Consider the following 25,242-nt stretch of genomic DNA (forward strand, 5'->3'; position numbering starts at 1 on the left):
CCGAGTACTGTCCCTTTCCCGGTTTGAGAGCAGTCACGTCGTTTGTGGTGAGCCGCTGTGTGAGTTCGGTCGCGTCCGGCCCATGAACTTCGATTTCGCCCATGTGTGAGACATCGAACTTCCCGATCGACGCCCGAACAGCCTCGTGTTCTGTTCTGATCGAGTCGAATTCGACTGGCATCTCCCATCCGCCGAACGATGTCAGGGACGCCCCCCGGTCCGTATGAACATCGCCCAGCGGCGACTGTCGTAGCTCCTGTCCCATACGCCTTCCACGAACCGGACCGGGTAATCGTTTGCCTCTCTGATTCGGACGACGCGACGGCCGGGCGCTACAGATCCACGCTCCGGAACCGAAGGGTGCCAAGCGCGGCCGGAAGGACGACCCACGCAATGAGAATGAGTAGTGCGAACCACGCCGAGAGGAAAAACGGATCGCCGGGCTGGGCGGTGAGTGCGTCATTGACGCTGGCGTCTGAAAGCGCCGCTCCCAGCACAGTCCTGAACGCGCTGTTCGGATTCAACTGCGTGTACAACAGATACCAGTCCGGAACGCCCTGTCTGAAAAAGAGCGTCCCGCTGATGAACCAATCGACCCCCATTCCGATCGTTCCCCACAACCAGTTGAACAGGAGATAAACGCCGAAGATGCCGGCTCCGGCTTTCGTCGTGGATTTCGTCAGCGCGGAGAATCCGATCCCAATACTCACGTAGGCAGCACCGAACAGGACGGCCAACAACACGAACAACGCGAACCGACCGGGTGACAGCTCGGGATACAAGGCCAACATGACGGCCGTGGCAACGGCGAACCCGATGATGATCGACACCGCCAGTACGGTCACTCGCCCGACGAACTTGCCCGCTACGACGCTTGATCGACGGTGGGGCAGCGACAGGAGGAGCTTCACGCTGCCGTTCTCGACCTCCCCTGAGATGGCCTTGTAGCCGAGCATCAACCCGATGACCGGAACGAGTATCGTGACTGGACCTTGCAAGAAATTCACGAACCCGAGCGAGGAGATTGCGCTGTTCGCACCCGCTTGCTGGAGCGCAGGGATCTGGGCGTACATGATTGCTGCTCCGGTCGCAAAGAGCACGAACAACAACGACACAGCCCACAGCGTTTTCGACCGTCCGGCGTCACGGAAATCTTTCTGTGCGACGACCGTCCAACTCATGCAACCACCTGCCGTTCGTCGTTAGTGTACGCCATAAACAGGTCTTCGAGGCTCGCGTCCTCCGTTGCGAAGTCCTCAACAGTTGCACCACTCTCCTCGATCGTGCTCAACACCGCTGATTTCGACCCGTCGTTGGCTTCGACCGTGATGGTCGTATCGTCGACCATAACTCCTGTTACGCCGTTGAGTGCTCTGAGCCGCTGTTTGATGTCGGCAGGCGTCTGGTCCACGTGAACAACCAGCGTCGATTGAGTACCGATCGCGTCCCGCAGTCCACTGATCGTGTCTTCTGCAACGAGTTCACCCTCTCGGAGAATGCCGACACGGTCACAAACAGAATCGACCTGCCCGAGAATGTGGCTCGAAAAGAAGACGGCTGCGCCGCGATCGCGCTCCTCACGGATGATCTCTCGCATCTCGCGAGCGCCCGCAGGATCCAAACCCGTCGATGGCTCATCAAGAATGAGCAGCTCCGGCTCGCCAACGAGTGCCATTCCGAGCACGAGCCGCTGGGCCATTCCTTTCGAGTAGCCACCTGCTTTCCGGTCGGCAGCCTCCGAGATTCCGACCCGCGCCAGCAACTCGTCGGGATCGTCGTCTGCGTCCTTCGAATCGATGGCGAACTGGAGGTGTTGCCGGCCAGTCAGCCGGTCGTACACGTGATAGCCGTCGGGCAACACCCCGACGCGCTGTCTGATCTGGGTACTCTCCGCGCGGGCGTCGTAACCAAGCACTCGCGCGTTTCCGGATGTCGGGCGCACGAAGTCCAACAGTACGTTGATCGTTGTTGATTTCCCCGCACCGTTTGGACCTAAAAACCCGTATATCTCGCCGTCCTCTACCGTGAGATTGAGATCATTCAGAGCAATGACATCTCCAAACCGCTTTGTCACGCCTTGGAGCTCAATGGCAGCCATACCGCTCATTGTGCGTCATGGACTATAACAGTGATTATTTCGTAGTTTTATTATATTATAATTTTGTGCAGATACGTTCTACGTATGAATAACTTTTCACATCAATGTCATTGTGTTTGGTGTTCCCGATACTCTGACTGTGCGATGCTGTACCGCACCACATCCACGACAGTGCCGTCCTGATAGGCGATGTGGTTGCGAAGGTGGCCCTCGCGGCGGCCGCCGTGTGCCTCGACGTATTTCCGAATCGCGCGCTCTGAACTGTCGTTATCCGGATGGTGGCTGACAGTCACAAGATCCAGATCCAACCGCTCGAACGCCAGTTCCATGAGCGCATTCGCCCGCTCCCCGGAGTAGCCACGCCCCCACAGCGGCTTGCGCAACCAGAGTCCAAACGTTCCCACTCGCCGCTTCCAGTCGATCCCGAGTCCCGTCGTTCCGCCGAATTCGCCCGCGTTCGCTTCGGTCTTCTGTGGATACACCACGTACGTCGCTTCCTCGCCCTCCGCCCAAGCGTTCTGTTGGCGTTCGATGAACGTTCGGGTCTCGTTCAGCGATCGGTGAGGTGACCAGTTGAGGTGTCGCGTGATCTCCTCGATGTGGGGGGCGTCGACCGACGCGTGCTCGTAACACTCAAACAGGTGTTCCGTCGTCAACCGGTCGAGTACCAGCCGATCGGTCTCGATCGTCTCCGGAAACATAGCTGATACTATCACGAAACGACGATAAGCGTTCTGCAGCTGTGTGAATGTATGACGTAGGCGGTGTGCAGTGTTCTCGATCGAAGCGTGGGGCAGCGATACCGGAACAGTCTGTGGGAAATATCGGCTTTTAGGGGTTGATTTTATTTATTTCCACCATTACATCAGGTATGTCCGAGACAACGCTCGATAGTCGCGGTCGGCTCACGCTTCCCAAAGCGATACGAGAACGGCACGGGGAGCGTTACCACATCGTTGAGCTGCACGATAGCATTAAACTCGTTCCCATCGCGGACGATCCGCTCTCAGCACTCCGAGAGGAGTTCGCAGGCGTTGAGCAGTCGGTCGATGAACTCCGCGAACACGCGCGACGTGATGCGCTTGATGAGGCTGGCAGGTGAATGTACGTCGAAACTGATTTTCTGCTCGCACTCATCAAGGACGACGATTGGCTCAGTGACGCCGCCGAGACGGTGTATCGCGAACACCGGGAATCACTCTGGACATCGCAGTTCACACTCATCGAGCTCCTTGCTAATGCGTCCAGTCTCATCGACGTTCGGAGTGATGTCGAGACGGTCGTTGTGGCGGCGAGCCACGTCGAAGAGCACGGATTCACCCCTTTCGACGCGCTCCATCTCGTCGAATCGGACGGCAACACTGTCGTGTCGAGTGATGGATCGTACGAAGGGTTCGCGCCCCGTCTCGATCTGAACACAGTCGATGAGCAAGCGTGAGGGACTGACTTCGAACAACCTCAGCGTTAAGTTCGAACCCCTCCGAGAGCAGGTAACGAATGTGCTCGAACAGGCCGCATACGAACGCAACGGTGGTGTGTCGGGGCAACGATGACTGATTGGACCGAGAAGTACCGGCCGACCACACTGGACGAAGTTCGGGGGAACAACAAAGCCCGTGACGCGCTCCGCAAATGGGCCGAGTCGTGGGACGAACACAGAGAGAGTGCCATTCTCCACGGCAGTCCCGGCGTCGGGAAGACGTCGGCGGCCCACGCGCTCGCAAACGATATGAACTGGTCGACCATCGAGCTCAACGCCAGCGACCAACGCACTGCGGACGCGATCGAGCGGGTTGCCGGCGGCGCTGCGATGAATCAGTCGCTGTCTGGCACCGGACGACAGCTCGTGCTCTTGGATGAGGCGGACAACATACACGGTAACGCCGACCGGGGCGGTGCGCGTGCTGTCACCGAACTCGTCAAAGAGACTCAACAGCCGATGGTGCTCATCGCAAACGAGTATTACGAGATGTCGAACGCGCTCCGGAACGCCTGTCAGGAGATCGAATTTCGAGACGTGTCGGCGCGGTCGATCGTCCCCGTGCTCAGGGACATCTGTCGGAAGGAAGACATCGAATACGAATCAGCAGCGCTCGATGCGATCGCGGAGACCAACAGCGGGGATCTCCGGGGCGCGGTGAACGATCTTCAAGCGATCGCTGGCAACCGCGGACGGATCGAAGAGTCCGATGTCATCACCGATGACCGCGATCAGACAGAGGGGATCTTTCAGTTGCTTGATGCCGTTTTTAAAGAAGAAGACGCCCGTGGTGCCCTTGAATTCTCGTACGATGTAGACGAAACGCCTGACGATGTCATCAACTGGATCGAGGACAACGTTCCGAAGGACTACCACGGAGCGGAGCTTGCTGACGCCTATGAACGCCTCGCTGCTGCCGACCGATGGCTCGGGCGCGTCCGTGCGACACAGAACTACTCCTACTGGCGATACGTGAGCGACAACACAACCGCGGGCGTCGCTGCCGCGCGTCGAGAACCCAAAGGCGGCTGGACGCGCTACAGTCCGCCAAGCTACTGGTCGAAGCTCGGTCGATCGAAAAGCACCCGATCCAAACGGGACTACATCGCCCAGCAGATCGCTACGTCGAGTGGAACGAGCATCGCAACCGCTCGCAGGGAGATACTCCCCTACCTCGCGACGATGACCCACCATTGTACCAACCGCGAGCTTACGGTCATTATGGCCGCCCGCTACGATCTCGACGCCGAACACGTATCGTTCGTTACTGGTAGTGGTGAAAACACGAAAAAAGTCGAATCCATCGTTGCGGAGGCCCAACGATTACGGTCGACGCCCGAATCGGGAGACGCAGACGGGACCACCGACGATTCGACACCCGAGGAAACCGCGTCTCCCGACAGTACGGAACCGGACGGCGGTGAGACGGACGACACCGACGAAACGGACGACCCTACCGAAACAGACGACGCTGACCGCGAAAACGACGATCAGCAGACCGGACTCGGGGATTTCGTGTGAGGAAACGAACGCAACCAGATTCTATTTGGAATCGTGAACCGTAGACTCCTGACCGGGTAATTGTCCAGTTCCTCGGAAAACGAACCACCCGGCAGCAAGGAGAATGAGACCTAACGCCACTGTGAGGCCGTCAGATACCACCGGTGAGACCGCTCCCCACAGCTGTCGGTCGACCAGCATTTGTGCGGTAAGCACGACTGCTCCGACCGTCGATAGCTGGCTCACGCGGGTGATCGCCCGCGCTGAATCTCTCGCTGCGAATCGCGCAGTCCAGACAGCCATGGAAACGAGCAAAGCGAACAACAGCAAGGACAGCGCGTAGTAGACGATTTGCACCACCGGAGAGTACACGAACACGGTCCCGTAGTTGAACAGATACTGGATCGGCAACAAGACGAGTGCGGTCAGGACGCCCCAGCGGAGTCGGGACCGGAACTGTCTGCGATCGGCTTTATCTGTCGGCGGCGAGGAAACCGTGAGTGCTGTTGCGACCGTCAGCAAGGCGAGGATAGCGAGCGCAACAGTGTAATGTAAGAGCTGTACACTCGGTGCGTACCCCCACGGGAAGACACCACTCAGCGTTACGGTCACCGCTCCCAGCCCGATCTGGAGTGGTAACAGTCCCACTGCGAGCGTGATCGCCCACGCCACCCGACGATCGTCCTGTCGCGTCCAGCCGGCGTACGCTGCCCCAAGGATGACAAAGCCGGTGATCATGGCGACGAGTCGGTGGAACCACTCGATGAAGCTCGGAATGTTCGCCGGGAACAGCCCCAGCCATCCATCACAGAACGGCCACCGCGCACCACACGTCAGTCCGGCACCGAACGCGGCGGTGTAGATGCCGAGCAACATGAGAACGTACGTCAGCCCCGTCGTGGCCACCATGAGCCGACGGAATCGAACCCTCATACACGTTGCTCCGTTCTGAGACCATTTGAATCCCCTCACTCGGTGACGGTCCTCGTTTCGTTCTGTACGGAATCGGATCGAGTAGTCTGCCGTGGTAGAGCGAGTGTATCGAGGTAGTTATTTAGGGTTCCTCTGCAGAGGGCGAATATGGGACTAGATGAGGATTCGCTGGCGTATCATCGGCGGTCTCCGGCAGGAAAAATAGCGATGTCGACAACGAAACCGACGAGTACGCAGCGCGATCTGAGCTTAGCGTACTCGCCGGGTGTTGCCGCTCCGTGCCGTGCGATCGACGAAGATCCGACAGCGGCCTACAAGTACACGACCAAGGGAAATTTGGTGAGCGTCGTTTCGAACGGCAGCGCGGTGTTAGGACTGGGCGATATCGGCGCTCAAGCCTCAAAGCCCGTGATGGAGGGCAAAGGTGTGCTGTTCAAGCGGTTCGCGGACATCGACGTGTTCGACATCGAACTGAACGAATCCGATGTGGACGCGTTCGTGGACGCAGTCGCGGCAATGGAACCGACGTTCGGTGGCATCAATCTCGAAGACATCGCGGCCCCGGCGTGTTTCGAGATCGAACAGCGGTTGCGCGAGCGCATGGACATTCCCGTGTTTCACGACGACCAACACGGCACCGCTATCATTTCCGGTGCTGCCTTGGTGAACGCCGCCGAGATCGCAGATAAACAGCTCTCCGATCTCGACATCGTCTTTTCCGGCGCGGGCGCGAGCGCGATCGCCACAGCACGATTTTACGTCTCCCTCGGCGCTAAAAAGGAGAACATCACCATGTGTGATTCCTCGGGAATCATTACCCAATCGCGCGTGGCAAGTGGCGAAATCAATAATTTCAAACAGGAGTTCGCGCGCGACATTCCGGGCGGCGATCTGTCGGACGCGATGGCCGGCGCGGACGTGTTTGTGGGGTTGTCTGTCGGGGGGATCGTCAGCCAAGAGATGGTCCAGTCGATGGCACGAGATCCGATCGTGTTCGCCATGGCGAACCCGGACCCGGAGATCGACTACGAGGAGGCCAAAGCTGCCCGTGAAGATACGGTGATCATGGCGACAGGCCGGTCGGACTACCCCAACCAGGTCAACAACGTGCTGGGCTTTCCGTTCATCTTCCGGGGTGCCTTGGACGTTCGCGCGAGCGAAATCAACGAAGAGATGAAAGTGGCGGCGGCGCGCGCGCTCGCTGACCTGACTCGACAGGACGTTCCCGACGCGGTCGTCAAGGCGTACGGTGATCAGCCCCTCCAGTTCGGATCGGAGTACATCATTCCCAAGCCGCTGGATCCGCGGGTGTTGTTCGAGGTGTCGGGAGCAGTCGCCCAAGCGGCTATCGACAGCGGCGTCGCCCGCGAAACGATCGAGCAACCGAGCTACCGCGAACAGCTAGAGGCCCGACTCGGCAAATCCCGCGAGATGATGCGAGTGGTGCTCAACAAGGCCAAATCCGCTGACCAGCGCATCGTCTTAGCGGAAGGCACCAATGAAAAAGTCATCCGAGCAGCCCACCAGCTCATCGAGCAGAACATCGCACAGCCAATCCTCATCGGTGACAGGGACGTGATTCATGACACTGCCGGCTCGCTCAGACTAGAGATGGATCCGGAGATCGTTGATCCGAGCGAGGATTCGCTGACAACGTACGCAGATCACTTGTACGAACTGCGAAAACGCAAAGGGATGACCCGTCGTGAAGCAGACGACCTGATCCACGATGGGAATTTCTTGGGTAGTGTGATGGTTGATGTTGGAGACGCGGACGGACTGCTGGCGGGATTAACACACCACTATCCGTCGGCGTTGCGCCCGCCCTTGCAAGTGATCGGTACCGCTCCCGAGGCTGACTACGCGGCCGGAGTCTATCTGTTGACGTTCAAAAACCGGGTGGTGTTCTGTGCGGACGCGACGGTGAATCAGGATCCGAACGCAGCGGTGTTAGCCGAAATCGCCCAGCACACGGCAGCACTGGCCCGGCGATTCAACGTCTCCCCACGGGTGGCGTTCCTTTCCTATTCGGATTTCGGCAGCGTGCGCACCGAAGGCACCGTCAAGCCACGGGAGGCGGCCAACCAGTTGCGCGTTGATCCCTCGGTCGACTTCCCGGTCGACGGTGAAATGCAGGCCGACACCGCAGTGGTCGAAGAGATGTTGACGGGAACGTACGATTTCGCTGAGCTTGATGAGCCCGCGAACGTTCTCGTATTCCCGAATCTCGAAGCGGGGAACATCGGCTACAAACTGCTCCAGCGGTTGGGCGGGGCCGACGCGATCGGTCCGATGCTGGTCGGAATGGCAAAACCCGTTCACATCCTCCAACGCGGCGACGAAGTCGCAGACATCGTCAATCTCGCCAGTATCGCTGCTGTCGACGCACAAACGAATTAGTGTTATCCGCAACAGACGGGACCCTCCCGAGCGGTTTCGGGATCAGTAGAACGTAGCGGTCGTTACTGTCGTGTCATCGTCCTCATTCAGTTTGTCGTAGGCTGCCTCGAAATCCTCGGACCGGACGGTCGTCCGTTCGTCCCGCACGGCAAACATGCCCGCTTCGGTGACCAAACTCGACAGCTGGGCACCGCTGAACCCCTCGGTCATCGTCGCTAGTTCGTCATACTCGATGTCGTCGCTGAGGTCCATCTCCGTCGCGTGGATCTCGATGATCCGTTTGCGCCCTTCGTGATCCGGTTTCGGGACTTCGATGAGGCGGTCGAACCGTCCGGGACGGAGGATGGCGCGATCAAGCATGTCAAAGCGGTTGGTGGCGGCGATAATGCTGATTTCGCCACGGTCGTCGAAGCCGTCCATCTCCGAGAGCAACTGCATCATGGTGCGCTGGACTTCAGCGTCCCCGGAGGTTTTCGAATCGGTGCGCTTTGCGGCGATCGCGTCAATCTCGTCGATGAACAACACTGCCGGTTCGCGCTCCGCAGCCAACTCGAACAGATCACGCACCAGCCGCGAACCCTCTCCGATGAACTTCTGGACGAGCTCCGAGCCAGCCATCTTGATGAACGTCGCCTCAGTCTGGTTGGCGACTGCCTTGGCTAGCATCGTCTTGCCCGTTCCCGGTGGACCGTGCAACAACACCCCCGACGGCGGCTCGATCCCTACCGCGTCGAACTGGTCGGGGTCAAGCAACGGCTCTTCGACCGTTTCCTGCACCTCGCGGATCTCCTCGTCCAATCCACCGATGTCCTCGTACGTGACACGTGGACGCTGCGTGACCTCCATCGCTTGTGCCCGTGAATCGGTTTCACTGCTGAGCACCGTCTGGACGGTGAACGAGTCGCTGATCGAAACCCGATCACCGGCCTCAATCTGCTCCTGTAGCCGGGGGGAGAGATCGGTCAGAACCTCCTGATTGTTGCCGTGCTGTTTGATCACGACTTGGTCGTCGATGACCTCCTCAACGGTGGCGATGTACTGGGCAGAGGTTTTCAGCGTCTCGTTTTCCCGTTGTAGTTGTTCGACATCCTCTCGGAGTGCCCCCTGTTGTGATTGGGCGGACTCAAGTTGGTCGTCGAGCTGTTCATTCACTTCTAGAATACGACAGTAATGTTGTTGCAGTGCGTCGAGACGTTCGGCCGGCGGCATTTCCGGATCAAGTTCCAATTGCGGTCGATCCGGCAACGAAGGACTACGGGACATAGAGTTACCCTACCTATGGCACTAAGCTAAAAGTGACTTTGGGTTGCGTCAGGCTTCCATCACCTGTAAGCGGCCACATCGGCTAGGAATCGAACGGTTCACGGGTTTGTGCCGTCATTCTCCGTACCCCAGTCCAGGCGTTGGGAACGGTCGAATCACCCGTCCCCAATGGGCGGCGCACGCTGTCAACCAAGGGGCTGGGTGGTCCCCAGATAGGCCACTCCCGCCGACCAGCCAAATGGGTGTATGGCGGTGTGAACCCCGTTGGATGCTTCGAGTGAGCGCCACATATAGGATGTGGCTGTCGGCTGTGGTGTGACAGGACAACCGACACAGAGTGATCGGCAGCCGGATCAAAATATACTCGGCTGGCAGTTGCCGGGTCGTTTTCTCTTCGTTCTCGACCGTTACCGACTAAGACTGTCTCAGCAGGGTTCAGGGGCGATCGTGGCGGCTGCCACTGTTGAATTTGCAGGTCGATACCGTAACTACCGCGCTTTCGACTGCTGTTATCCGACCAGTATATGTTTCTCGGTCTCCCATGCTGGCGTATGGAAGAGCGAACACATCCACAGGGGGAGACGCTGTACGTCGATTCTACGCGGGCTGAGCGAGGATCGAAAGCCCCCTTCTACGTCGTGTACAACACCGATCGAGAACGGTGGGGCTTCTTCTGCTCGAACTGCGAATCGTTTGATACTGCTGTCGACGCCATGGGACGCATCAAATGTAGCAGCTGTAGCAATCTTCACAAAGCCGAAGAATGGGACGCAGCACACGAGTAATTCGTGTTCGTACGCATTGAACCGCTGATGTGACTCAACCAGATCAATTCTCGGAATCCGTGGCGGGTCGGGCAGCACCGCCACCGATAGGATAGCTGCCGGGGTGTCAGAGGCATCCGGCAATTCATTCATGTGCCTGCATGTATATCACCTTACTCCCTGAATATCTGACTCGAAGTTGGGTAATAGTATATAAACCTTTCCTTCACTTATGAGGTAATCACGGCTCATTTACCGCATTACTTTTAGTACTGGACAGTAACTATTTACGTGATGGAAGATACGGAGCCGTCACAACTCCTTTTGAATCGCATAACGCTTCTCCGGGAGTTGGATGGCGAGCCCCAGGACACTGACGAGCTTTGTGCTGTGCTCGCTGTGTCCGAGTCGACGATCAAAAGAGCCGTGTACGATCTTGAGGCGGTGGGATACATCGAACAGTGCGAGGAGGGGTATCTGACGACGCTCACTGGACGGCTGGCGCTGACAGTGTACGACCGCTTCGAACGACGAATGGCGTGCATCCAAGAGGCGATCGAGTTGCTCTCAGTGTTAGACGCAGACGCACCACTTGTCCCTGCGGTGGTCTCTGACGCCGAAATCGTTCATGCCACTGATGACCGGTCTCACTCCGCTCGGATCAAACGCCTGCTCGATGGTGCACGCTGTGTTCGATCGGCTCCGTCGACGATGTCTGAGCAGTATCTCGACCTGCTCTACGAACGAACTATGGACGGCACAGAGTTGTCCCTCGTTCTCTCGTCGTCGCTCGTTGAACGACTCATCGCTGACCAGAATGATCGTCTTGCCGAGATTCTCTCTTCTGACCAGATTGCACTCGGGCAATCCGATACAGCCCCGCCGTTCGGCGTAACCATCGTTGAATCCGACGAGAAATCGGTTGTCGAACTACGGATATACGGTTCGGATGGCGTTCACGGGAGTATCATCAACGATACTCCGGAAGCGATTGCGTGGGCGATGGATTACTACGAAGAGATGTGGTACGAATCGCTCCCGATACATACTATCGACTGATGTGTTGTTGTATTGGGGTATGACTTTTGAGATCTACAAACGGTTAAGACGCTCCGCTTCGACGCTCGCGTATGGTGACCGAATCGGAACCACGGGAGATCACAGCTCTCATTGACCACGATGTGTACTCGGCCAATGGAACGTTTATCGGTCGCGTCGACGATCTCAAACTCGATCTCGATACCGAAATAGTGACAGGTCTAGCGCTCGGGAAGATCAATAGAGAACTTTTTGAAGAGTACGTCACAGAGGGGCAGGGTGTCATCGTTCCGTATCGTTGGGTGCGGTCGGTCGGTGATGTCGTTATCGTCACCGACACCATCGATCGCCTCAAGCAAGCGAATGACCGAGCGGAAGCCACAGAGTGAGGTTGGCTATCATCACGAACCGTTCCCGTCGCTCGCTTCGACCCCAAGTGCTTCGAAGAGTTTGGTTCTGACGGCTTTTTCCACGAGGGAGAGAAGCGTACCACGGTTTTCCTCGCTGGTTTCGATTCCTGTGAATATCCCGAGTGGAATGGTGGCACTGGCGTCGGTCGAGTGTCCGGCGGTCTCTCCGATATCACCGAAGGTGTCTTCGAGCACAGAGCCGATGTTCATCCGGATGTCTTTCGATCGGGCAGCGAGATAGATCGCGTCGTCAGTGATGGCGAAGACGGCGCTGGTGGTGATCCCTTCGAGGTTGAGGAGTCGCTGGGCGGCTTGGCCGAGTGCGTCTTGGTCTCGCACGAAGCCAGCGTTCGTGACGAGGTGGCTCCCTTTCACCTCCCGGTTGTGAATGGCTTCTGCGAGCACATCGAGCGTTTCGGGACTCATGCTCGGCGCTTCGACCTGTTCTAAGGTGTCGTGGTCTGCAAACGGGTAGAGATACGCGGCGGCTGTCAGATCAGCTGGTGTCGTATCGCGCTTGAAATCGAGCGTTTCGGCCCGAATCCCGTACAAAAGAGCGGTTGCGACTTCTTCGCTGACGGTGAGATCGAGCGTTTGGAGATATTTCGTGAGAATTGTTGACGATGAAGACACGTTCGGACGGATGTCTGAAAACGCCGCTTCCATCTCGAACTGGGGCTCAGCGTGATCGATGTATATGTCGACGACACCGTCCACTGTCGGTTCGGTGGCGTGGGCGTGGTTGATGAGCGTGATCGTATCGTACGTATCAAGTGAGATGTCCGCTTTCGAAACAAGGTCGATTCCCAGCAAGTTGACGAATGCCCTGTTTTCTTGGAGTGACATCTCGCCGTCGTAAATCACGTCGGCGTCGACATCCCGATCGTCTGCGATCGCTTGCAGTGCGATCGCGCTGGCGATGGCGTCCGGATTCGGTCGATGGTGCGTGAGGATCGCCATCTTGGCTGTCGTGCTGTCGATGCTATCGACGAGTTCGCCCGTTTTATACTCCAGTTCGCCGGATTCGAGCGCTCGGAGCGCAGAGTCGGCAATGACTGTCGATGGATTGATTACGACATCGGCTCCTAGTTCCGTGAACTCGTCCGCCGAGACAGGATCGGACGCACGGACGACGATGTACCGTTCACCCGGCTGTTCTCGGAGATGTTTTACGGCCGTTTTGTTCGTCTCTACGTCCGTGGCCATAATGAGAATCACATCTCGTTCAGCGATAGATTCAGCGACCGCCGCTTCGCGGATATCTGCTGTTCGGGCGTCGAGATCTTGATCTCTGAGGGCTTCGACGCGGTCTTCGTCCTTATCGAGAATGAGCACGTCTTTTTGTTCACGTTCGAGTTCCTCAGCAACGGCGTGACCGACACTTCCACACCCAAGAATCGCGTAGGTAGACATCGACGCCATCGTAATGGCGGTACTCATGGTACCCAACTTGGGGGTCCGACACACTTGAAACTCTCTTCTTTGCGGTCAGCAAAGGAAACGTATATCAATCAACCCCCGTAATGCGATGATGAGGGCTGATAGCTCAGCCAGGCAGAGCATCTGGCTCTTAACCAGACGGCCGAGGGTTCAAATCCCTCTCAGCCCGGTCAGTTCTCGCGTGGTTTGTAATTCGGTGCTTCGTCGGTGATCATCACGTCGTGCGGATGGCCTTCGGTTTGGCCGGCGGGTGAGACGCGCACGAATTCGGCCTCTTCTTTCACGTCAGCGATGGATTCAGCACCCACGTATCCCATTCCGGACTGCATCCCACCGACGAGCTGGTGGAGTTCGCTTTCGAGACTGCCCTTGTACGGTGTTGCGGCTTCGACGCCTTCGGGAACGTACTCCTCGTCTTCGTCGGCCTCTTTCAGGTACCGGTCACCGCCGCCAGACTGCATCGCGCCGACGCTTCCCATCCCCCTGTACTGTTTGTATTTCTTCCCGTTTCTGGTGATGATCCGTCCAGGGGCCTCGTCCGTTCCAGCGAAATAAGAGCCGAGCATGACCGCGTCCGCACCAGCGGCAACGGCTTTGATCGCGTCACCCGAATACCGTATTCCCCCATCGGCAATAACGGGCACGTCGTGCTGGCTCGCCACATCCGCGACGTTAGCGATGGCGGTCATCTGGGGCATCCCGGCACCGCTGACGACGCGGGTGGTACAGATGCTTCCCGGACCGATGCCGACTTTCAACCCATCAGCGAAGTCGACGAGTGCCTGGGCGGCCTCTGCTGTCCCGATGTTTCCGACCACCACGTCGGCCTCAACACTCGACGTGATCTCTTGGGCGCTCTCGATAACCGACCGGTTGTGTGCGTGGGCACAGTCGATGAACAGCACGTCTGCCCCGGCGTCGTCGGCAGCGACAGCACGATCGTCCTCGAACGGTCCGACAGCAACTCCGACACGGAGACGACCGTCCGCGTCACGAGCGGCGTCGTCGTATTCGCGGCGTTGAAGGATCCCCTGCATCGTCACCAGTCCGGTGAGTATCCCTGAGTCGTCGACGATCGGCACGCGTTCGATCTTATGCTCGTACATCAGTTCGAGCGCTTCTCGGGCGGTCACGTCGTCGGCTGCCGTGATGACCTCGTCGGTCATCGCCTCACGCACCTCGTCCCGGTCACCGACCTCTAGGTACGGTCGGATATCTGTCCCGGAGATGATGCCTAACACCATGCCGTCCTCATCGACGACAGGAGCACCGCTGACGCCCCTCTCGTTCATCATTTGGTCGACTTCCTGTACTGTCTGCTCAGGGGCTGCAGTCACGACATCACGGATGATCAACTCGTCCGCGCGTTTAACGCGTTCGACCGACTGGACGGTCTCTTCGATCGGCATATTGCGGTGAAGCACACCGATCCCCCCCTGTCGGGCCATCTCGGTCGCCATCTCGCTTTCGGTCACCGTATCCATCGCTGCCGACAACACCGGAACCGACAGTTCAACGTTTTTCGAGACGTTCGTCCGAGTGTTCGCCTCTTCCGGCTCGATGTGACTTTCGGTCGGACGCAACAGAACGTCGTCGAACGTCAACGCTTCCGGTACGTTCAACTTCTCCAGAAAGGTCTGCTCGTGCGGTTCCTTCGCCATGTTAACGGTCATAGATCCCCTAATAAAAGGATTGTGTGATGGGGGATGTCGTCACAAAGGACTGTGGTTGTGAGACCCAGAAATCGGAGACGCCTCTCACTGATTGACTGTGTGACGGATGTCTGACGAAGGTTCTTGAATGCGCAATCCCAATTGAATGGTATGGAATCGTTGAATGGCGCGACTCCTCGATCACCGGCCGTCGGGCAGTCGAAGGAATGGGTAGAGCGTACCAATACAGCTTTATTAGTTCTCGGCGGATTCCTCCTCACCAATGGAGTTTATTTCGCCCTATTCGAAACAGATATCTACACAGCGTTGGTGTTCTATTCGTTCGTTCTGATGGTTCTCACCGGTGTTGGATACTGTTGTTACTTTACCACGAAAGACGTTGAATACATACTGAAATCAGGTCACTATACTACCTTATCGATACTCGATTCTTTCGATCCATTCGGTGGGCGATCGACGCCCAAACAGCGGTCTACGTCCGAACGACGCCGACTCTGATTCGTTCGGGGACAGCAGTTACAGGCTTCCGTACGGATCGGGAGATAAGCTCCGTATCGTCGGTTTGACTCGATTCTCGAAGATGACTTCGAAATACGTCTTATCGTCGACCGTGGCGTTGTTGTACACCTCTTCGGAGGCATAGTACGTTTGGAGGAACGGAGCGCCGTCTGGTCCCTCTCCGTGATCGACCGTGATACGGTAGCTGGGGACATTCCCCGGCGTATCTGCTTCTGGGAATTTTTTTCGTACCACACCTTCCCGGATTATCAATGTTACAGCGCTTATCCTCTGGCTATCAAACATAGCCAATGTGTACTCAATCCGATCGCCTGAGAGCAACTTTCCGAATATCTCCCGTGAAAGGAGATACCGAGGTGTACCACCGACTGCAGGCTGTCTCGGTTTTTCTCCCGAGTTGGTTTCGACGAGCGGTCCGTGGCCGTTCAGTCTACGAACTTGGGCGTAGTAGTGGACATCATCGTATTTGCGTTTGAGTCGATTATGGAGTGACGGTGATACAGTGGTGTTTGCTGTCTCGTTGGATCGAGGGAATTCGGATTGGAGTACCTTGTCTTCGATCTCGATTTTGATCTCGTTGTTCCCGGCTTTGAGCACTGGGACCCGACGGTCATTGTGCTCACCGAAGATCCCCTTTTGTATGAGTACTCCTTGTGGCGGTGGAAGGGGATGGACACAACCAGCACTGCTTGCAAATAGCCCCGCACCGATTGCGGAGAGGACCGTTCTGCGAGAAACGCGATCATTCGCGGAGCGAAGATTCGACCACACAGGTGTGTGTCGTTTCCGAACAGGACATAACTCTACTGAAAGGCGTCCGTCGAAACTGGCTGATCGGTTATAACCGCGCTCTGTTGGTGGGTGCTGTTCCCACACGACGGGAAGCGGATCGATAGAGCAGTTTAAACAAGTTGGGTTCTCAACACAGCCAATGACAGCTCCCTCGTTCGTGATCGGAATCGCGGGTGGGACGGGTGCGGGAAAGACGGCTGTCGCGCGCGAGGTCGGTGAGACGGTCGGTGAAGCGGTGTCGATTCTCCCGCTCGACAACTACTATCAGGATCACTCCCATCTGCCCGCTGAGGAACGCGATCAGGTGAACTACGATCATCCCTCGGCGTTCGAATGGGAACTACTCGCGGAACAGATCAAGACGCTCCTCGACGGTCGTCCTATCGAGATGCCACAGTACGATTTCACTGTTCACAACCGCACGGACGAACGAGTGCGGATCGAACCGACCGAGATACTGATCGTGGAGGGCATTCTCTCGCTGTTCGAAGAGCGCCTACGTGATTTGTATGATCTGTGTATCTACGTCCAAACCGACGCCGATGTCCGCATCCTTAGACGGATTCGCCGCGATGTCATCGAGCGCGATCGCACCCTCGAAAGTGTCATGAACCAGTATCTCACGACGGTCAAGCCGATGCACGAGCGATACGTCGAGCCGACTAGAGAGCACGCTGACGTTATCATTCCTGAAGGACTCAACTACAGCGCGGTCGATCTTATCACCAAAACGATCCACACCGAAATGCGAGAACAAGAGCCACCGATATCCGACGCGTCGTGATCGTTTCTTCGTCTTCGGTAGTCAGCTACACTCCCCTGATCAGACCGGAAACGCCGATCGATTCGGCAACGACCCAGACGACAAAGAGGAGATAGCTAGCCAACAGTGCGTAGGATTCGGTGTTACTGAGCAGGAGGTCAGTCCGTAAAACAACGAACAGAAGAACGGTCGCGGTCGTCCGCGAGCGAACGAAGTCGGTTTAGCTGTGGCGTCGAGCTACACCCAGTCGTAGGCCCTGATGTAGTCGACTTCCATGCGCTGGGGGAACGGTGTGCTGTCGTCGGGGTAGCCGGGCCAATTGCCGCCGACAGCGACGTTTAAGATGAGGAAAAACGGTCCATCGTCGAACACCCAATCGTATCCTGAAGCCTCCACATCGTACAGGGTGACAGTAAAGTACTGTTGGCCGTCGACGAAGAACTTGATCGCGTCGGGATACCACGTGAGTTGGAAGACGTGATAGGAATCGGCAAACGAACCGCCAGTGTAACTGCCACCAATGCTGTTGCCGCCAGAGTAGCTGGGACCGTGAACAGTACCGTGGACAGTGTTGACATCGCTCCCAATGAGTTCCATGATGTCGATTTCGCCGCAGTTCGGCCACCCAACCGATCCGATATCGGCGCCGAGCATCCAGATCGCAGGCCAGACTCCCTGTCCGCGTGGGAGACGTGCACGCACGTCCACGCGCCCGTACTGCTTTTCATACTTCCCAGCGGTGGTCATGCGTGCAGAGGTGTACTCATAGCTGTCGACCTGTTCTTCACGGGCCTCAATGACGAGCTGATTATTCTCGATCCACGCGTTCTCACGTTGGTAGTACTGGAGTTCGTTGTTCCCCCACCCGTCGTTGTTGCCGGTCTCGAAGTTCCAGATACCCTGGTCGATGGAGCCAGTATCGAATTCCTCGCGCCAACTGAGCGTCCATTCATTGCCGTCGAATGCCTGTGTGTGCATCCCGGACGAATCCACGATATCACCACTAGACGCAGCACTCGCCGTCGAAGCGGCCCATACGCCCCCGAGAGTAGCCCCTGCGGTCTGCAGGAAATGCCTTCGCCGGAGTCGGTTGCTGGTCGGTGCGTCTTTCGATCCGCGTGAGCTATCGTCAGTCATTCTCGTTGCGCTCCGTCGGCGGATACGACCGTCCCACGAGGCGAGTAGAACGATCGAGTAGCCGACAGACAAGAATGAATTCGTTCCAACTATTATAAATTATTTTATCTATATTAATATTGTTTGTGTCCCTGAATAATATTTTTAGTTATGTTTTGACTTCACCTGGCATCGGCGGTAGACTGCTGAGAAATCAGAGAGGGACGCTTCGCTGCCTTGGAGGTCACTCCTCGAAATTTCGGATCGTCTGCTTGACCGCAAGCCACGAATAGATTGGAGTTTCTCTACGAGATGGATATCGTTGCATTCCCCTCAGTGGTCGCCGCGAATATCGATTACACGGGGGAGTATATTTCCCGGCGCTGTCGAACGCTCACAGACGCTGAACTTCTTCAACGAGTGGATGCTTCAAACTACCGCCTTACAACGCTCGGTGAATCATTCATTACAGGCAAAGCCACAGCAGACGAGATCGAATTCGACGGATAGTCTCGTTCAAAACTGATGTCAATGGCTGGGCGTAGATCACCAGAACACGGCTCTATATCACTGAATACATCCGCTGGGGACCATGGGATCAAGCAGGAACCGTCCCACAGCCACTTGGACGATTCTCCTCTGATCCGTCGTCGCATCGAACCTACTCCGCTAAATAGACCGTCTCTCCGTCTCGGGAGACGCGATCGAACGCTTCCAGATACGTCACTCGATCCGTACATTCCTCTATATCGAGCGCAAGGGTAGTCGCCAATTCTTGTACCGTTGTCGATTCATCAAGCGCGTAGAGCACTTCGAGCCCACGGTAGTACCGAGTCGTCAACGCCTGAATGCGGTCCTCGATCGGCGTAGTCACTCCGTACCGCTCGTCGAGGTCAAGGAGGGCTTCGTTCGCAAAGGTGACGAACTGGTCATCGCCGAGTCGGTCGATCTGTCTCTCGAGTTCGGACTGGACGACATCGAAGTCGAGCCCAGCTTGTACGAGCATGTTCATATCTTCAATATCACCATCCCGTCCGGCGATCAGTTTGAACAGGAAGATGTCCTCAGTACTGACGAGGCGGACGGTCAACGCGCCTGTTGTCAAGAACGGCTCGCTGCGTTCGTCCATTTCGTTGGTAAGGATGAGTTTGTTCGCGACCTGCTGGTTGAAGATATCCAGCCGACAACCGTCGTCGTTCTCGACGCAACTCGTTGCTCCGAGGGCCTGGTAATCGGGGCCGAGTGCCTGCACCTCGGTGTAGCCCAACTCCATCAGGGCGGCCCAGAGCTGGCCGTACGCCTCACCATCGGTGATGACGAGATCGATATCCTTCGTCGCTCCTTTGAGATCACGAAACGACATTGCACCTCCACCGATCAGGGAAACCGTGAGCGGACCAGACAGGCCGTCGGCGATCCGCTGGAATTCATCTTCGATGTACTCGCGACCAAACGTCGGTCTCATTGGGGCACGGCCACCCCGTAGTCAGCTGCTAACTCCTGAAACTCGGGCCATGCCGGGAGGCGCTGGCTCTGGACATCGCCGTGGCTGTCGAGATAGCACAGAAGTGAATCGATCGTTTCTTCAAGCCCGTATCTGGCCGCTCGCTCGCGGAGCGTGGGCTCCTCGATATCGATGCGGCGGAACAAAAGCAAGCAGTACGAGCGGTGACGGGTGTCGTCGTCGATCAGCAGCGTGTGACAGCAGAGGTCCGCTGGCGAGACCGAGTCCAGCGCTTCGGAATAGAAGTAGTAGCGGTGGCTCGTCAACAGAAACTGGAGGTCATAGTCCGCAAACCGGGCCAATCCGGTCTCGTGAAAGCCATCTGCATCGATCTCCGTCTCGGTTTGTGCGAGAAATTCGGCGTGACCGTTCCAGAGGATCGTCCCGCTCGGCGCAACCGATTCGAGCCGGTGGCGATGGAGATGGTGCGCGAGTTCGCGCGCGAAGTCGTGGAGTCGGTCGAACTCGTCGTTGAAATGGTATCGTCCGTCGTCCGTTCCCACCAGCCCGCGGTGTCGAAGCCGCTTCAGATTGCGGTTGACGGTGTTCCGGTAGTTGCCGCTCGCCGCCGCCAACTCCGTGACTGTACTCGGCCCATCGAAATGATAGAGCACGTCGAGACATTTTCCGGTCAACAGTTCGGGAAAGTCGATGTGAGCGTGCTGGCGGACGAGGTCCTGAAAGATCTCGACGGCGCGGGTGTCTGAAGGGATGATCCGCTTGCGACGGCCATCGCGCTCCGTGTAAACGAGACCCTTCGCAGAGAGCGTCGTGATGGCACGGGAGATGTAACTCTCGCTGTGATCAAGGCTAGCCGCGACGTCAGAGATCGTGTCACCGCGTTCGGCAGTGGCGAGAACGTCGAGTTCGATGCTCCGGAGCATGCTGTAACATAGTACGAAACTGATTATAAATGAGTTTCGAGTAGTGTTACAGCGAATGGATCTGAGCCCACGAGGAGAGCAGCATTTCTTGTGAGTCGGGCCCGCAATCGCGCGCGGTGGACACTGCTATCGATCTTGTCTGGATGAAGAGAAGCAACGGCGAGCGCGGGGCCATATATTAATTGCAGAGCCAACGGACTCATTGGGCGATTGATGAAGTGGGTTGTCCTCAGAGTTGGATGTAGCGAACCGCACGACAGCACCGACCTCTGTCGGAATCGACCCGAAACCGAACGAACTTTCAGCTGCAAACGACGGTGGATTTATATACACCACACTGCTGTCTGTTGGATTCGAATCGTTCGGAAAACGAACGGGCGCTGAGGGATTCGAACCTCAGTCGTTTTACGCGTTTCACTCCTTGCTTCAAATCCGCGCACGACAAAATACAGACGGGCGCTGAGGGATTTGAACCCCCGACAGCTTGGTCCGAAGCCAAGCACTCTAAATCCAGGCTGAGCTAAGCGCCCTATTCAGGTGGAATCATCGGAGTGATTTAAACTTTACCAAAAGAACCTCGCCAATCGCCAGTTTCGAAACGGATCCGAGACCTATCTGTGAAGGGGAACGGAAGGTGCCCATCGGTTTCGTGTTACTTATTCCGTAGCCCCAGAACCACCTCGCATGGACAGGCTTCGTGGACTGGTCGAACTCACCCGTCCCGTGAACGCTCTCGCTGCGGGGATCCTCACGCTCATCGGCGCGTACGTCAGTGGGGGGATCGTTCAGCAGCCGGTTTCCGCGAGCGCGGCTGGCGTTGCGACCGTTCTCGCAACCGGTGCGGGCAACGCCATCAACGACTACTTCGATCGGGAGATCGACCGTATCAACGCTCCTGATCGACCCATCCCGCGAGGGGACATCTCGCCTCGTGGTGCGCTCGGTCTGAGCATCGGTCTGTTTGTCGCCGCGGTCTGTTTTTCCCTCGTGCTTCCACGGCTCGCGATCGCCATCGCAGTGGTCGATCTCGTCGCCCTCGTCGCTTACACCGAACTGTTCAAAGGACTACCGGGTGTCGGTAACGTGGTCGTCGCGTGTCTTGGGGGAAGCACGTTCCTGTTCGGCGGCGCAGCGGTGGAAAGTGGCTCTCTGCAGACGGCCGCGACCCTCGCATTCCTGGCAGCGCTTTCGACGATCACTCGTGAAATCGTAAAAGATGTTGAGGACATCGACGGAGACCGGCAAGAGGGACTTAACACGCTTCCGATCGCTATCGGAGCGCGGCCGGCCCTCCTCATTGCGCTCGTGGGGTGTCTCCTAGCGGTGTCTGTGAGTCCCGTTCCGTATCTCAACGACACGTTCGGCCGAGCGTATCTCGCGGTCGTAATTCCGGCCGATATAGTGTTACTCGGAGGAACGATAGAGGCGTTCCGCAATCCCTCCGCGGCTCAATCGCACATAAAATACGGCATGTTCTTGGCAGCAGTGGCGTTCGTCGCCGGACGAGCGATAGTTTGATTTCTGTTCACTAGACAGCTTTTTATCTCCGATCGCGGTAGTGTCGGTATGAACCGCTCGACGGACGACGACACACTCCAATCGATCCTCGACGCAGACACCGTTGCCGTGGTCGGCTGTTCGTCGACCCCCGGAAAAGATGCCCACGAAATCCCGAAATATCTGGCCGAACACGGGTATACGGTCATTCCCGTCAATCCCTACGCCGAGGAGATCCTCGGGCAGACCGCGTATGACTCTTTAAGCGAAGTCGACGCCGAAATCGATATCGTCGACGTATTTCGACCGAGCGAGGAAGTGAACGGCATCGTCATGGAAGTGCTTGACCGCACTGATGTCGAAACCGTCTGGCTCCAACTCGGTATTCGAGACGACAGAGCAAGACGACGAGTGGAGTCATCCGGACGGCAGTTCGTTCAGGACAGCTGTATGAAAGTGGAACACCGACGGCTCGTACGATAACGGCACCCTCCCGTCACGCAGGGATTTCGTTTTCACTCGTTTCCCGGCGCTCTGTCGACTGACGACGATCCGGGAGCCGTTCCCCGACCACCACGTCCTCGCCCGTGATCGCGTTCATCGGGACCGTCCTGCGGTTGCGGTTGCTCTGGCTGTCGCTGCGCTCCGGGAGCGTTCGTGTTTGCCAGAACCGCATCAACGTCGATCCCTTCCTCTTCCGCTAGCCGTTCGACTAGTGCACGTGTCTCGGCGTGCTCTCGTCGGAGCTGTTCGACAGTCGCGTTCGTTTGATCGACCGTTTGGCTGAGACCGTTGAGCTGCTCACGAAGATCGTTCACTCGGGCGTACATCTCTTCGGCCATATTGGCGATCCGCTGGAGCTTTTTCGCTGTTCCACCGAGGCCCATACTGGATTCGGGGGGCCGAACGGTTGTGTACTTTGCGGTGCCGTTTCACGAGAATTAAGCCAGTCGCGCTCCGGGTGACAGTATGGACGACGTTCGTCTCGCTCCCGTGATCGGTATTGTCGGTTGTGTGTCAGTCGTGCTTGCTCTTGCGATCCCATACGCCATCCTCTCACCGACGGCAGCGAACACGTATTACACATCTGGGGCGTTCAACCCGTTGTTTGCTGGCCTGTTTGCACTCGTCTGCGTCGTCGTGTTCGCGTCTGGTCGCTCTCAACGATCTGATCCCGCACTCTCTGCAGGAATATGTCTCGTCTTTGGCCTGTTCATCGCCGGTTTCGCCGCGGTTTGGGCCGTCACCGTCCCGGAGCAACTTGCGTTTTCCTACCCGACAGGCGCTGCGTTCGAACACCACCGCTACGTGGTGGTTCTCGCCGCGCTCATCGTCCCGCTTAGTGCGGTGTGGTACACACGCGCACTGAACCTACTTTAACAGCAATTGGAATCGAACGGTGATCGGGGTAGACGCGGTCGGACTCAACACGATTCAGGAGTCCGGCTTCCGGTCGTATCCCGTGTCGTACAGTCCGAGAGCCTGTTACTGATACTGGTGCGCTTGCGATTCATTCCCCTCATACAGGGCGACTTCCGCTTCGATATTCTGGCGTTGTGGAACTTCGGTCGGACTCAAACAGATCCCTCCCGGTGTATTGAACAAGACGATCGGTCCCGGTTCGTCGTGCGGTGTCCGGAGTTGCACTGTGATTTCCGGTCGTCCGTCGATGACGTTGAGTTCGAATCCATCAACGATAAACACGTCTTCTCGCCCCGTTTCCAACGAACGAACTTCTATACGGTCGTTGACTCGGAGATCAGTGATTCGACCAACAGTCTGTGGATTGGTTCGATTGTCCATGCCTAGTACATACGATCAATGCGAACCATCCTACACAAATGTTTCTACAAAGAAAACGGACAAAGTATTTCGGAACTGTACAAACCCCGTTACAGTTTGTCTTGATACGAGATCCCTTCGATTTTCCTTGATTCGTTCCTGTGTGGGATCTCCTCTGCTCAGGAGAGACCGAGTTCACTGCGTTGCGAATGGCAGTTCCGTCACACGTAGATGAGGTGTTCGTTCTCGAAGACAGCGTATCCAATCCGTTCAGGACTGTCAGCCGCATGGCTGTTGTGTTCGAGCCGGATCGCTGCATTCTTGCTATCGAGATTGGCGACACGAGTTCTGACGGCGTCGTGTTCGGTCTGTATGCCCGCAAGCAAGATGGGTTGGTCGTAAGCGTGTTCGAACACGAGTTGATGCCACGGATCGGTAACGGATTTCGGAGCAGTACTGATCTCGAATCGGCCCAACAGCTGATCGAGCGCGCCCATGGGTGGATCGAGCACACCAGACCCTGGTTCGAATGCGAGATATCCGATCGTTTCGGACTGGACCTGATGCTGGTGTTCCTGTGCTTGGAGACGAACGGAAAATCGATCCGGGTCAGTAACGTTGATCCGCGGGGTGACCGGCCCTCCCAATGCGGTTGTGGTCGCCTGAGAACTGTGGGTTTGTGAGTGGGCGAAGACGATCGGTCGTTCAGTAAACGAGTGATCGAACGAGACAGTCTGGCGGGACGTATCAGCAGCCACAAAACCAGCCTCCGCGTTTATCAGAGAGCCACTCAGATCGTGGACGCCCCGAGCGACAGCGAGATAGCTGACCCGTGCTGGCTCACGCTCTCCATGGCGGTTTTGTCGTGTGAATGTGAACTCGAACCCGCGTCGGGTTACTTTTCGAATGGAGACGGGCACTGGTCCACGCGCTCCGACCGGTTGCACAATCACTACCGGTGTGAGCGCAAACGGCGTCTCGAAACTGACGCGTTGCCATCGTCCGGGCGCACGGCGACTAGCGACGATCGTTCCTGTCTGACCGATCACTGACGGTCCATCGATCGCTGGAACTGCTCGGCTTTTCCGAGAGGCGACGCTGCTGATTCCGACTGACGTTGCACCTGCTGCTGCCAACTGCAAAAACCGACGGCGTGACTGCTCTCGAACCATGGCAGTATGCCGTATGTCGAAATATTATTTAAGAGTATTCTTTCTATAAAATGTTAGATATACATTAATTTGATATCTCTACAACTATCGTTGCCGACACCAGTCTCACTGGTCTATTCGGACAAAAATGAAATTGAGAGTGAATATTGCTGTAGAGAATAAATGCTCCGAGGTGATTCCCATCTAGAACGCCCGTATGGAATGCATTGTTGTG

27 protein-coding genes, 2 tRNA genes and 1 pseudogene are annotated in these 25,242 nt (G+C 56.9%); 14 read left to right on the forward strand and 16 right to left on the reverse strand.

Translation table 11 applies throughout. The annotated features are described in order from the left end of the window. The 4 genes and pseudogenes from EIK79_RS00950 to EIK79_RS00965 all read right to left on the reverse strand — a co-directional run. Positions 1–265, reverse strand: a pseudogene (locus tag EIK79_RS00950) (glycine cleavage system aminomethyltransferase GcvT); the annotation flags it as partial. A gap of 67 nt (positions 266–332) precedes the next feature. Then, a complete protein-coding gene (locus tag EIK79_RS00955; RefSeq protein WP_124953269.1) occupies positions 333–1,181 on the reverse strand; it encodes an ABC transporter permease in 849 nt (282 codons plus the stop codon). Next, positions 1,178–2,098: an ABC transporter ATP-binding protein gene (locus EIK79_RS00960; RefSeq protein ID WP_124953270.1), complete on the reverse strand. Its 921-nt coding sequence runs from the start codon at positions 2,096–2,098 to the stop codon at positions 1,178–1,180. The genes EIK79_RS00955 and EIK79_RS00960 overlap by 4 nt, the downstream gene beginning before the upstream one ends. 107 nt (positions 2,099–2,205) lie before the next feature. Further along, complete coding sequence (locus tag EIK79_RS00965; protein ID WP_124953271.1) at positions 2,206–2,799, reverse strand: GNAT family N-acetyltransferase; 594 nt, start codon at positions 2,797–2,799, stop codon at positions 2,206–2,208. A gap of 170 nt (positions 2,800–2,969) precedes the next feature. On the opposite strand from EIK79_RS00965, the gene EIK79_RS00970 reads away from it, so the two are divergent. From EIK79_RS00970 to EIK79_RS00980, 4 genes are read left to right on the forward strand one after another with little or no spacing between them, the layout of a single operon-like run. After that, positions 2,970–3,200, forward strand: coding sequence for an AbrB/MazE/SpoVT family DNA-binding domain-containing protein (locus tag EIK79_RS00970; RefSeq protein WP_124953272.1), 231 nt, complete (start codon positions 2,970–2,972; stop codon positions 3,198–3,200). Further along, positions 3,201–3,536, forward strand: a complete 336-nt coding sequence (locus tag EIK79_RS00975; protein ID WP_124953273.1) for a hypothetical protein — start codon at positions 3,201–3,203, stop codon at positions 3,534–3,536. Next, positions 3,523–3,651 (forward strand): hypothetical protein, encoded by a 129-nt coding sequence (locus tag EIK79_RS18895; RefSeq protein ID WP_267900511.1) that lies wholly within the window; start codon positions 3,523–3,525, stop codon positions 3,649–3,651. Before EIK79_RS00975 ends, EIK79_RS18895 begins: the two co-directional genes overlap by 14 nt. Further along, entirely contained in the window at positions 3,648–5,099 is a 1,452-nt protein-coding gene (locus EIK79_RS00980) for a replication factor C large subunit (RefSeq protein ID WP_124953274.1), read from the forward strand. Before EIK79_RS18895 ends, EIK79_RS00980 begins: the two co-directional genes overlap by 4 nt. Before the next feature lie 21 nt (positions 5,100–5,120). Here the strand turns inward: EIK79_RS00980 and EIK79_RS00985 are convergent, their stop codons facing one another. After that, entirely contained in the window at positions 5,121–6,011 is an 891-nt protein-coding gene (locus tag EIK79_RS00985) for a COX15/CtaA family protein (RefSeq protein ID WP_124953275.1), read from the reverse strand. Positions 6,012–6,158: 147 nt separating this feature from the next. Here EIK79_RS00985 and EIK79_RS00990 point away from each other — a divergent pair, with 147 nt between their 5' ends. After that, positions 6,159–8,411, forward strand: a complete 2,253-nt coding sequence (locus EIK79_RS00990) for an NADP-dependent malic enzyme (protein WP_124953276.1) — start codon at positions 6,159–6,161, stop codon at positions 8,409–8,411. A gap of 42 nt (positions 8,412–8,453) precedes the next feature. On the opposite strand, the gene pan2 is transcribed toward EIK79_RS00990, so the two are convergent. Then, positions 8,454–9,674 (reverse strand): proteasome-activating nucleotidase Pan2, encoded by a 1,221-nt coding sequence (pan2, locus tag EIK79_RS00995; protein WP_124953277.1) that lies wholly within the window; start codon positions 9,672–9,674, stop codon positions 8,454–8,456. 551 nt (positions 9,675–10,225) lie between these two features. Between pan2 and EIK79_RS01000 the strand changes: the two genes are divergently transcribed. The 3 genes from EIK79_RS01000 to EIK79_RS01010 all read left to right on the forward strand — a co-directional run bounded on the left by EIK79_RS01000 (position 10,226) and on the right by EIK79_RS01010 (position 11,865). Beyond that, positions 10,226–10,459 (forward strand): DUF5816 domain-containing protein, encoded by a 234-nt coding sequence (locus EIK79_RS01000; protein ID WP_124953278.1) that lies wholly within the window; start codon positions 10,226–10,228, stop codon positions 10,457–10,459. Positions 10,460–10,732: 273 nt separating this feature from the next. Then, positions 10,733–11,497 carry a helix-turn-helix transcriptional regulator gene (locus EIK79_RS01005; protein ID WP_124953279.1) on the forward strand — a complete coding sequence of 255 codons (765 nt, stop codon included), beginning with the start codon at positions 10,733–10,735 and terminating at the stop codon, positions 11,495–11,497. 71 nt (positions 11,498–11,568) lie between these two features. Further along, positions 11,569–11,865 (forward strand): PRC-barrel domain-containing protein, encoded by a 297-nt coding sequence (locus tag EIK79_RS01010; protein WP_124953280.1) that lies wholly within the window; start codon positions 11,569–11,571, stop codon positions 11,863–11,865. A gap of 12 nt (positions 11,866–11,877) precedes the next feature. Here EIK79_RS01010 and EIK79_RS01015 read toward each other — a convergent pair whose 3' ends face one another. Next, positions 11,878–13,326, reverse strand: coding sequence for a DHH family phosphoesterase (locus tag EIK79_RS01015; RefSeq protein ID WP_124953281.1), 1,449 nt, complete (start codon positions 13,324–13,326; stop codon positions 11,878–11,880). Positions 13,327–13,421: 95 nt separating this feature from the next. Here EIK79_RS01015 and EIK79_RS01020 point away from each other — a divergent pair. Next, positions 13,422–13,495, forward strand: a tRNA-Lys gene (locus EIK79_RS01020). A gap of 1 nt (position 13,496) precedes the next feature. Here EIK79_RS01020 and guaB read toward each other — a convergent pair. Next, positions 13,497–14,987 carry an IMP dehydrogenase gene (guaB, locus tag EIK79_RS01025; protein WP_124953282.1) on the reverse strand — a complete coding sequence of 497 codons (1,491 nt, stop codon included), beginning with the start codon at positions 14,985–14,987 and terminating at the stop codon, positions 13,497–13,499. A gap of 528 nt (positions 14,988–15,515) precedes the next feature. Continuing rightward, complete coding sequence (locus EIK79_RS01030) at positions 15,516–16,289, reverse strand: hypothetical protein (RefSeq protein ID WP_124953283.1); 774 nt, start codon at positions 16,287–16,289, stop codon at positions 15,516–15,518. A gap of 160 nt (positions 16,290–16,449) precedes the next feature. Between EIK79_RS01030 and udk the strand changes: the two genes are divergently transcribed. Beyond that, positions 16,450–17,094 carry a uridine kinase gene (udk, locus tag EIK79_RS01035; RefSeq protein ID WP_124953284.1) on the forward strand — a complete coding sequence of 215 codons (645 nt, stop codon included), beginning with the start codon at positions 16,450–16,452 and terminating at the stop codon, positions 17,092–17,094. Between the two features lie 216 nt (positions 17,095–17,310). On the opposite strand, the gene EIK79_RS01040 is transcribed toward udk, so the two are convergent. Further along, complete coding sequence (locus EIK79_RS01040) at positions 17,311–18,210, reverse strand: glycoside hydrolase family 16 protein (RefSeq protein ID WP_124953285.1); 900 nt, start codon at positions 18,208–18,210, stop codon at positions 17,311–17,313. A gap of 291 nt (positions 18,211–18,501) precedes the next feature. Here EIK79_RS01040 and EIK79_RS01045 point away from each other — a divergent pair, with 291 nt between their 5' ends. Further along, the gene (locus EIK79_RS01045) at positions 18,502–18,699 is read left to right on the forward strand and encodes a MarR family transcriptional regulator (RefSeq protein WP_185715467.1); all 198 of its coding nucleotides are present in this window, start codon (positions 18,502–18,504) and stop codon (positions 18,697–18,699) included. Positions 18,700–18,850: 151 nt separating this feature from the next. On the opposite strand, the gene EIK79_RS01050 is transcribed toward EIK79_RS01045, so the two are convergent. From EIK79_RS01050 to EIK79_RS01060, 3 genes are all read right to left on the reverse strand, one after another. After that, a complete protein-coding gene (locus EIK79_RS01050) occupies positions 18,851–19,654 on the reverse strand; it encodes a DUF6036 family nucleotidyltransferase (protein ID WP_124953287.1) in 804 nt (267 codons plus the stop codon). Further along, on the reverse strand, positions 19,651–20,577 hold the full coding sequence (locus EIK79_RS01055) for a MarR family transcriptional regulator (protein ID WP_124953288.1): 927 nt from the start codon (positions 20,575–20,577) through the stop codon (positions 19,651–19,653). The genes EIK79_RS01050 and EIK79_RS01055 overlap by 4 nt, the downstream gene beginning before the upstream one ends. A gap of 453 nt (positions 20,578–21,030) precedes the next feature. Then, positions 21,031–21,107, reverse strand: a tRNA-Arg gene (locus EIK79_RS01060). A gap of 154 nt (positions 21,108–21,261) precedes the next feature. Between EIK79_RS01060 and EIK79_RS01065 the strand changes: the two genes are divergently transcribed. Further along, a complete protein-coding gene (locus EIK79_RS01065) occupies positions 21,262–22,095 on the forward strand; it encodes a geranylgeranylglycerol-phosphate geranylgeranyltransferase (RefSeq protein ID WP_124953289.1) in 834 nt (277 codons plus the stop codon). 48 nt (positions 22,096–22,143) lie between these two features. After that, the gene (locus EIK79_RS01070; RefSeq protein WP_124953290.1) at positions 22,144–22,557 is read left to right on the forward strand and encodes a CoA-binding protein; all 414 of its coding nucleotides are present in this window, start codon (positions 22,144–22,146) and stop codon (positions 22,555–22,557) included. 32 nt (positions 22,558–22,589) lie between these two features. Here EIK79_RS01070 and EIK79_RS01075 read toward each other — a convergent pair whose 3' ends face one another. Further along, the gene (locus EIK79_RS01075; protein WP_221621648.1) at positions 22,590–22,961 is read right to left on the reverse strand and encodes a DUF5798 family protein; all 372 of its coding nucleotides are present in this window, start codon (positions 22,959–22,961) and stop codon (positions 22,590–22,592) included. Between the two features lie 82 nt (positions 22,962–23,043). On the opposite strand from EIK79_RS01075, the gene EIK79_RS01080 reads away from it, so the two are divergent. After that, entirely contained in the window at positions 23,044–23,454 is a 411-nt protein-coding gene (locus EIK79_RS01080) for a DUF7548 family protein (protein ID WP_124953291.1), read from the forward strand. A 105-nt stretch (positions 23,455–23,559) separates the two neighbouring features. Here the strand turns inward: EIK79_RS01080 and EIK79_RS01085 are convergent, their stop codons facing one another. Continuing rightward, positions 23,560–23,877: a hypothetical protein gene (locus EIK79_RS01085; protein ID WP_124953292.1), complete on the reverse strand. Its 318-nt coding sequence runs from the start codon at positions 23,875–23,877 to the stop codon at positions 23,560–23,562. Positions 23,878–24,077: 200 nt separating this feature from the next. After that, positions 24,078–25,028 (reverse strand): twin-arginine translocation signal domain-containing protein, encoded by a 951-nt coding sequence (locus EIK79_RS01090; protein WP_124953293.1) that lies wholly within the window; start codon positions 25,026–25,028, stop codon positions 24,078–24,080. Positions 25,029–25,242: the final 214 nt, after the last annotated feature.

Origin of the sequence: Halocatena pleomorpha (assembly GCF_003862495.1) — an archaeon.
Lineage (GTDB): Archaea > Halobacteriota > Halobacteria > Halobacteriales > Haloarculaceae > Halocatena > Halocatena pleomorpha.

What these genes read in the sequence shown, in the direction of transcription:
- EIK79_RS00955 (WP_124953269.1), bottom strand. Translation starts at nt 1,181, where the DNA reads ATGAGTTGGACGGTCGTCGCACAGAAAGATTTCCGTGACGCCGGACGG.
- EIK79_RS00960 (WP_124953270.1), bottom strand. Translation starts at nt 2,098, where the DNA reads ATGGCTGCCATTGAGCTCCAAGGCGTGACAAAGCGGTTTGGAGATGTC.
- EIK79_RS00965 (WP_124953271.1), bottom strand. Translation starts at nt 2,799, where the DNA reads ATGTTTCCGGAGACGATCGAGACCGATCGGCTGGTACTCGACCGGTTG.
- EIK79_RS00970 (WP_124953272.1), top strand. Translation starts at nt 2,970, where the DNA reads ATGTCCGAGACAACGCTCGATAGTCGCGGTCGGCTCACGCTTCCCAAA.
- EIK79_RS00975 (WP_124953273.1), top strand. Translation starts at nt 3,201, where the DNA reads ATGTACGTCGAAACTGATTTTCTGCTCGCACTCATCAAGGACGACGAT.
- EIK79_RS18895 (WP_267900511.1), top strand. Translation starts at nt 3,523, where the DNA reads ATGAGCAAGCGTGAGGGACTGACTTCGAACAACCTCAGCGTTAAGTTC.
- EIK79_RS00980 (WP_124953274.1), top strand. Translation starts at nt 3,648, where the DNA reads ATGACTGATTGGACCGAGAAGTACCGGCCGACCACACTGGACGAAGTT.
- EIK79_RS00985 (WP_124953275.1), bottom strand. Translation starts at nt 6,011, where the DNA reads ATGAGGGTTCGATTCCGTCGGCTCATGGTGGCCACGACGGGGCTGACG.
- EIK79_RS00990 (WP_124953276.1), top strand. Translation starts at nt 6,159, where the DNA reads ATGGGACTAGATGAGGATTCGCTGGCGTATCATCGGCGGTCTCCGGCA.
- pan2 (WP_124953277.1), bottom strand. Translation starts at nt 9,674, where the DNA reads ATGTCCCGTAGTCCTTCGTTGCCGGATCGACCGCAATTGGAACTTGAT.
- EIK79_RS01000 (WP_124953278.1), top strand. Translation starts at nt 10,226, where the DNA reads ATGGAAGAGCGAACACATCCACAGGGGGAGACGCTGTACGTCGATTCT.
- EIK79_RS01005 (WP_124953279.1), top strand. Translation starts at nt 10,733, where the DNA reads ATGGAAGATACGGAGCCGTCACAACTCCTTTTGAATCGCATAACGCTT.
- EIK79_RS01010 (WP_124953280.1), top strand. Translation starts at nt 11,569, where the DNA reads ATGGTGACCGAATCGGAACCACGGGAGATCACAGCTCTCATTGACCAC.
- EIK79_RS01015 (WP_124953281.1), bottom strand. Translation starts at nt 13,326, where the DNA reads ATGAGTACCGCCATTACGATGGCGTCGATGTCTACCTACGCGATTCTT.
- guaB (WP_124953282.1), bottom strand. Translation starts at nt 14,987, where the DNA reads ATGGCGAAGGAACCGCACGAGCAGACCTTTCTGGAGAAGTTGAACGTA.
- udk (WP_124953284.1), top strand. Translation starts at nt 16,450, where the DNA reads ATGACAGCTCCCTCGTTCGTGATCGGAATCGCGGGTGGGACGGGTGCG.
- EIK79_RS01040 (WP_124953285.1), bottom strand. Translation starts at nt 18,210, where the DNA reads ATGACTGACGATAGCTCACGCGGATCGAAAGACGCACCGACCAGCAAC.
- EIK79_RS01045 (WP_185715467.1), top strand. Translation starts at nt 18,502, where the DNA reads ATGGATATCGTTGCATTCCCCTCAGTGGTCGCCGCGAATATCGATTAC.
- EIK79_RS01050 (WP_124953287.1), bottom strand. Translation starts at nt 19,654, where the DNA reads ATGAGACCGACGTTTGGTCGCGAGTACATCGAAGATGAATTCCAGCGG.
- EIK79_RS01055 (WP_124953288.1), bottom strand. Translation starts at nt 20,577, where the DNA reads ATGCTCCGGAGCATCGAACTCGACGTTCTCGCCACTGCCGAACGCGGT.
- EIK79_RS01065 (WP_124953289.1), top strand. Translation starts at nt 21,262, where the DNA reads ATGGACAGGCTTCGTGGACTGGTCGAACTCACCCGTCCCGTGAACGCT.
- EIK79_RS01070 (WP_124953290.1), top strand. Translation starts at nt 22,144, where the DNA reads ATGAACCGCTCGACGGACGACGACACACTCCAATCGATCCTCGACGCA.
- EIK79_RS01075 (WP_221621648.1), bottom strand. Translation starts at nt 22,961, where the DNA reads ATGGGCCTCGGTGGAACAGCGAAAAAGCTCCAGCGGATCGCCAATATG.
- EIK79_RS01080 (WP_124953291.1), top strand. Translation starts at nt 23,044, where the DNA reads ATGGACGACGTTCGTCTCGCTCCCGTGATCGGTATTGTCGGTTGTGTG.
- EIK79_RS01085 (WP_124953292.1), bottom strand. Translation starts at nt 23,877, where the DNA reads ATGGACAATCGAACCAATCCACAGACTGTTGGTCGAATCACTGATCTC.
- EIK79_RS01090 (WP_124953293.1), bottom strand. Translation starts at nt 25,028, where the DNA reads ATGGTTCGAGAGCAGTCACGCCGTCGGTTTTTGCAGTTGGCAGCAGCA.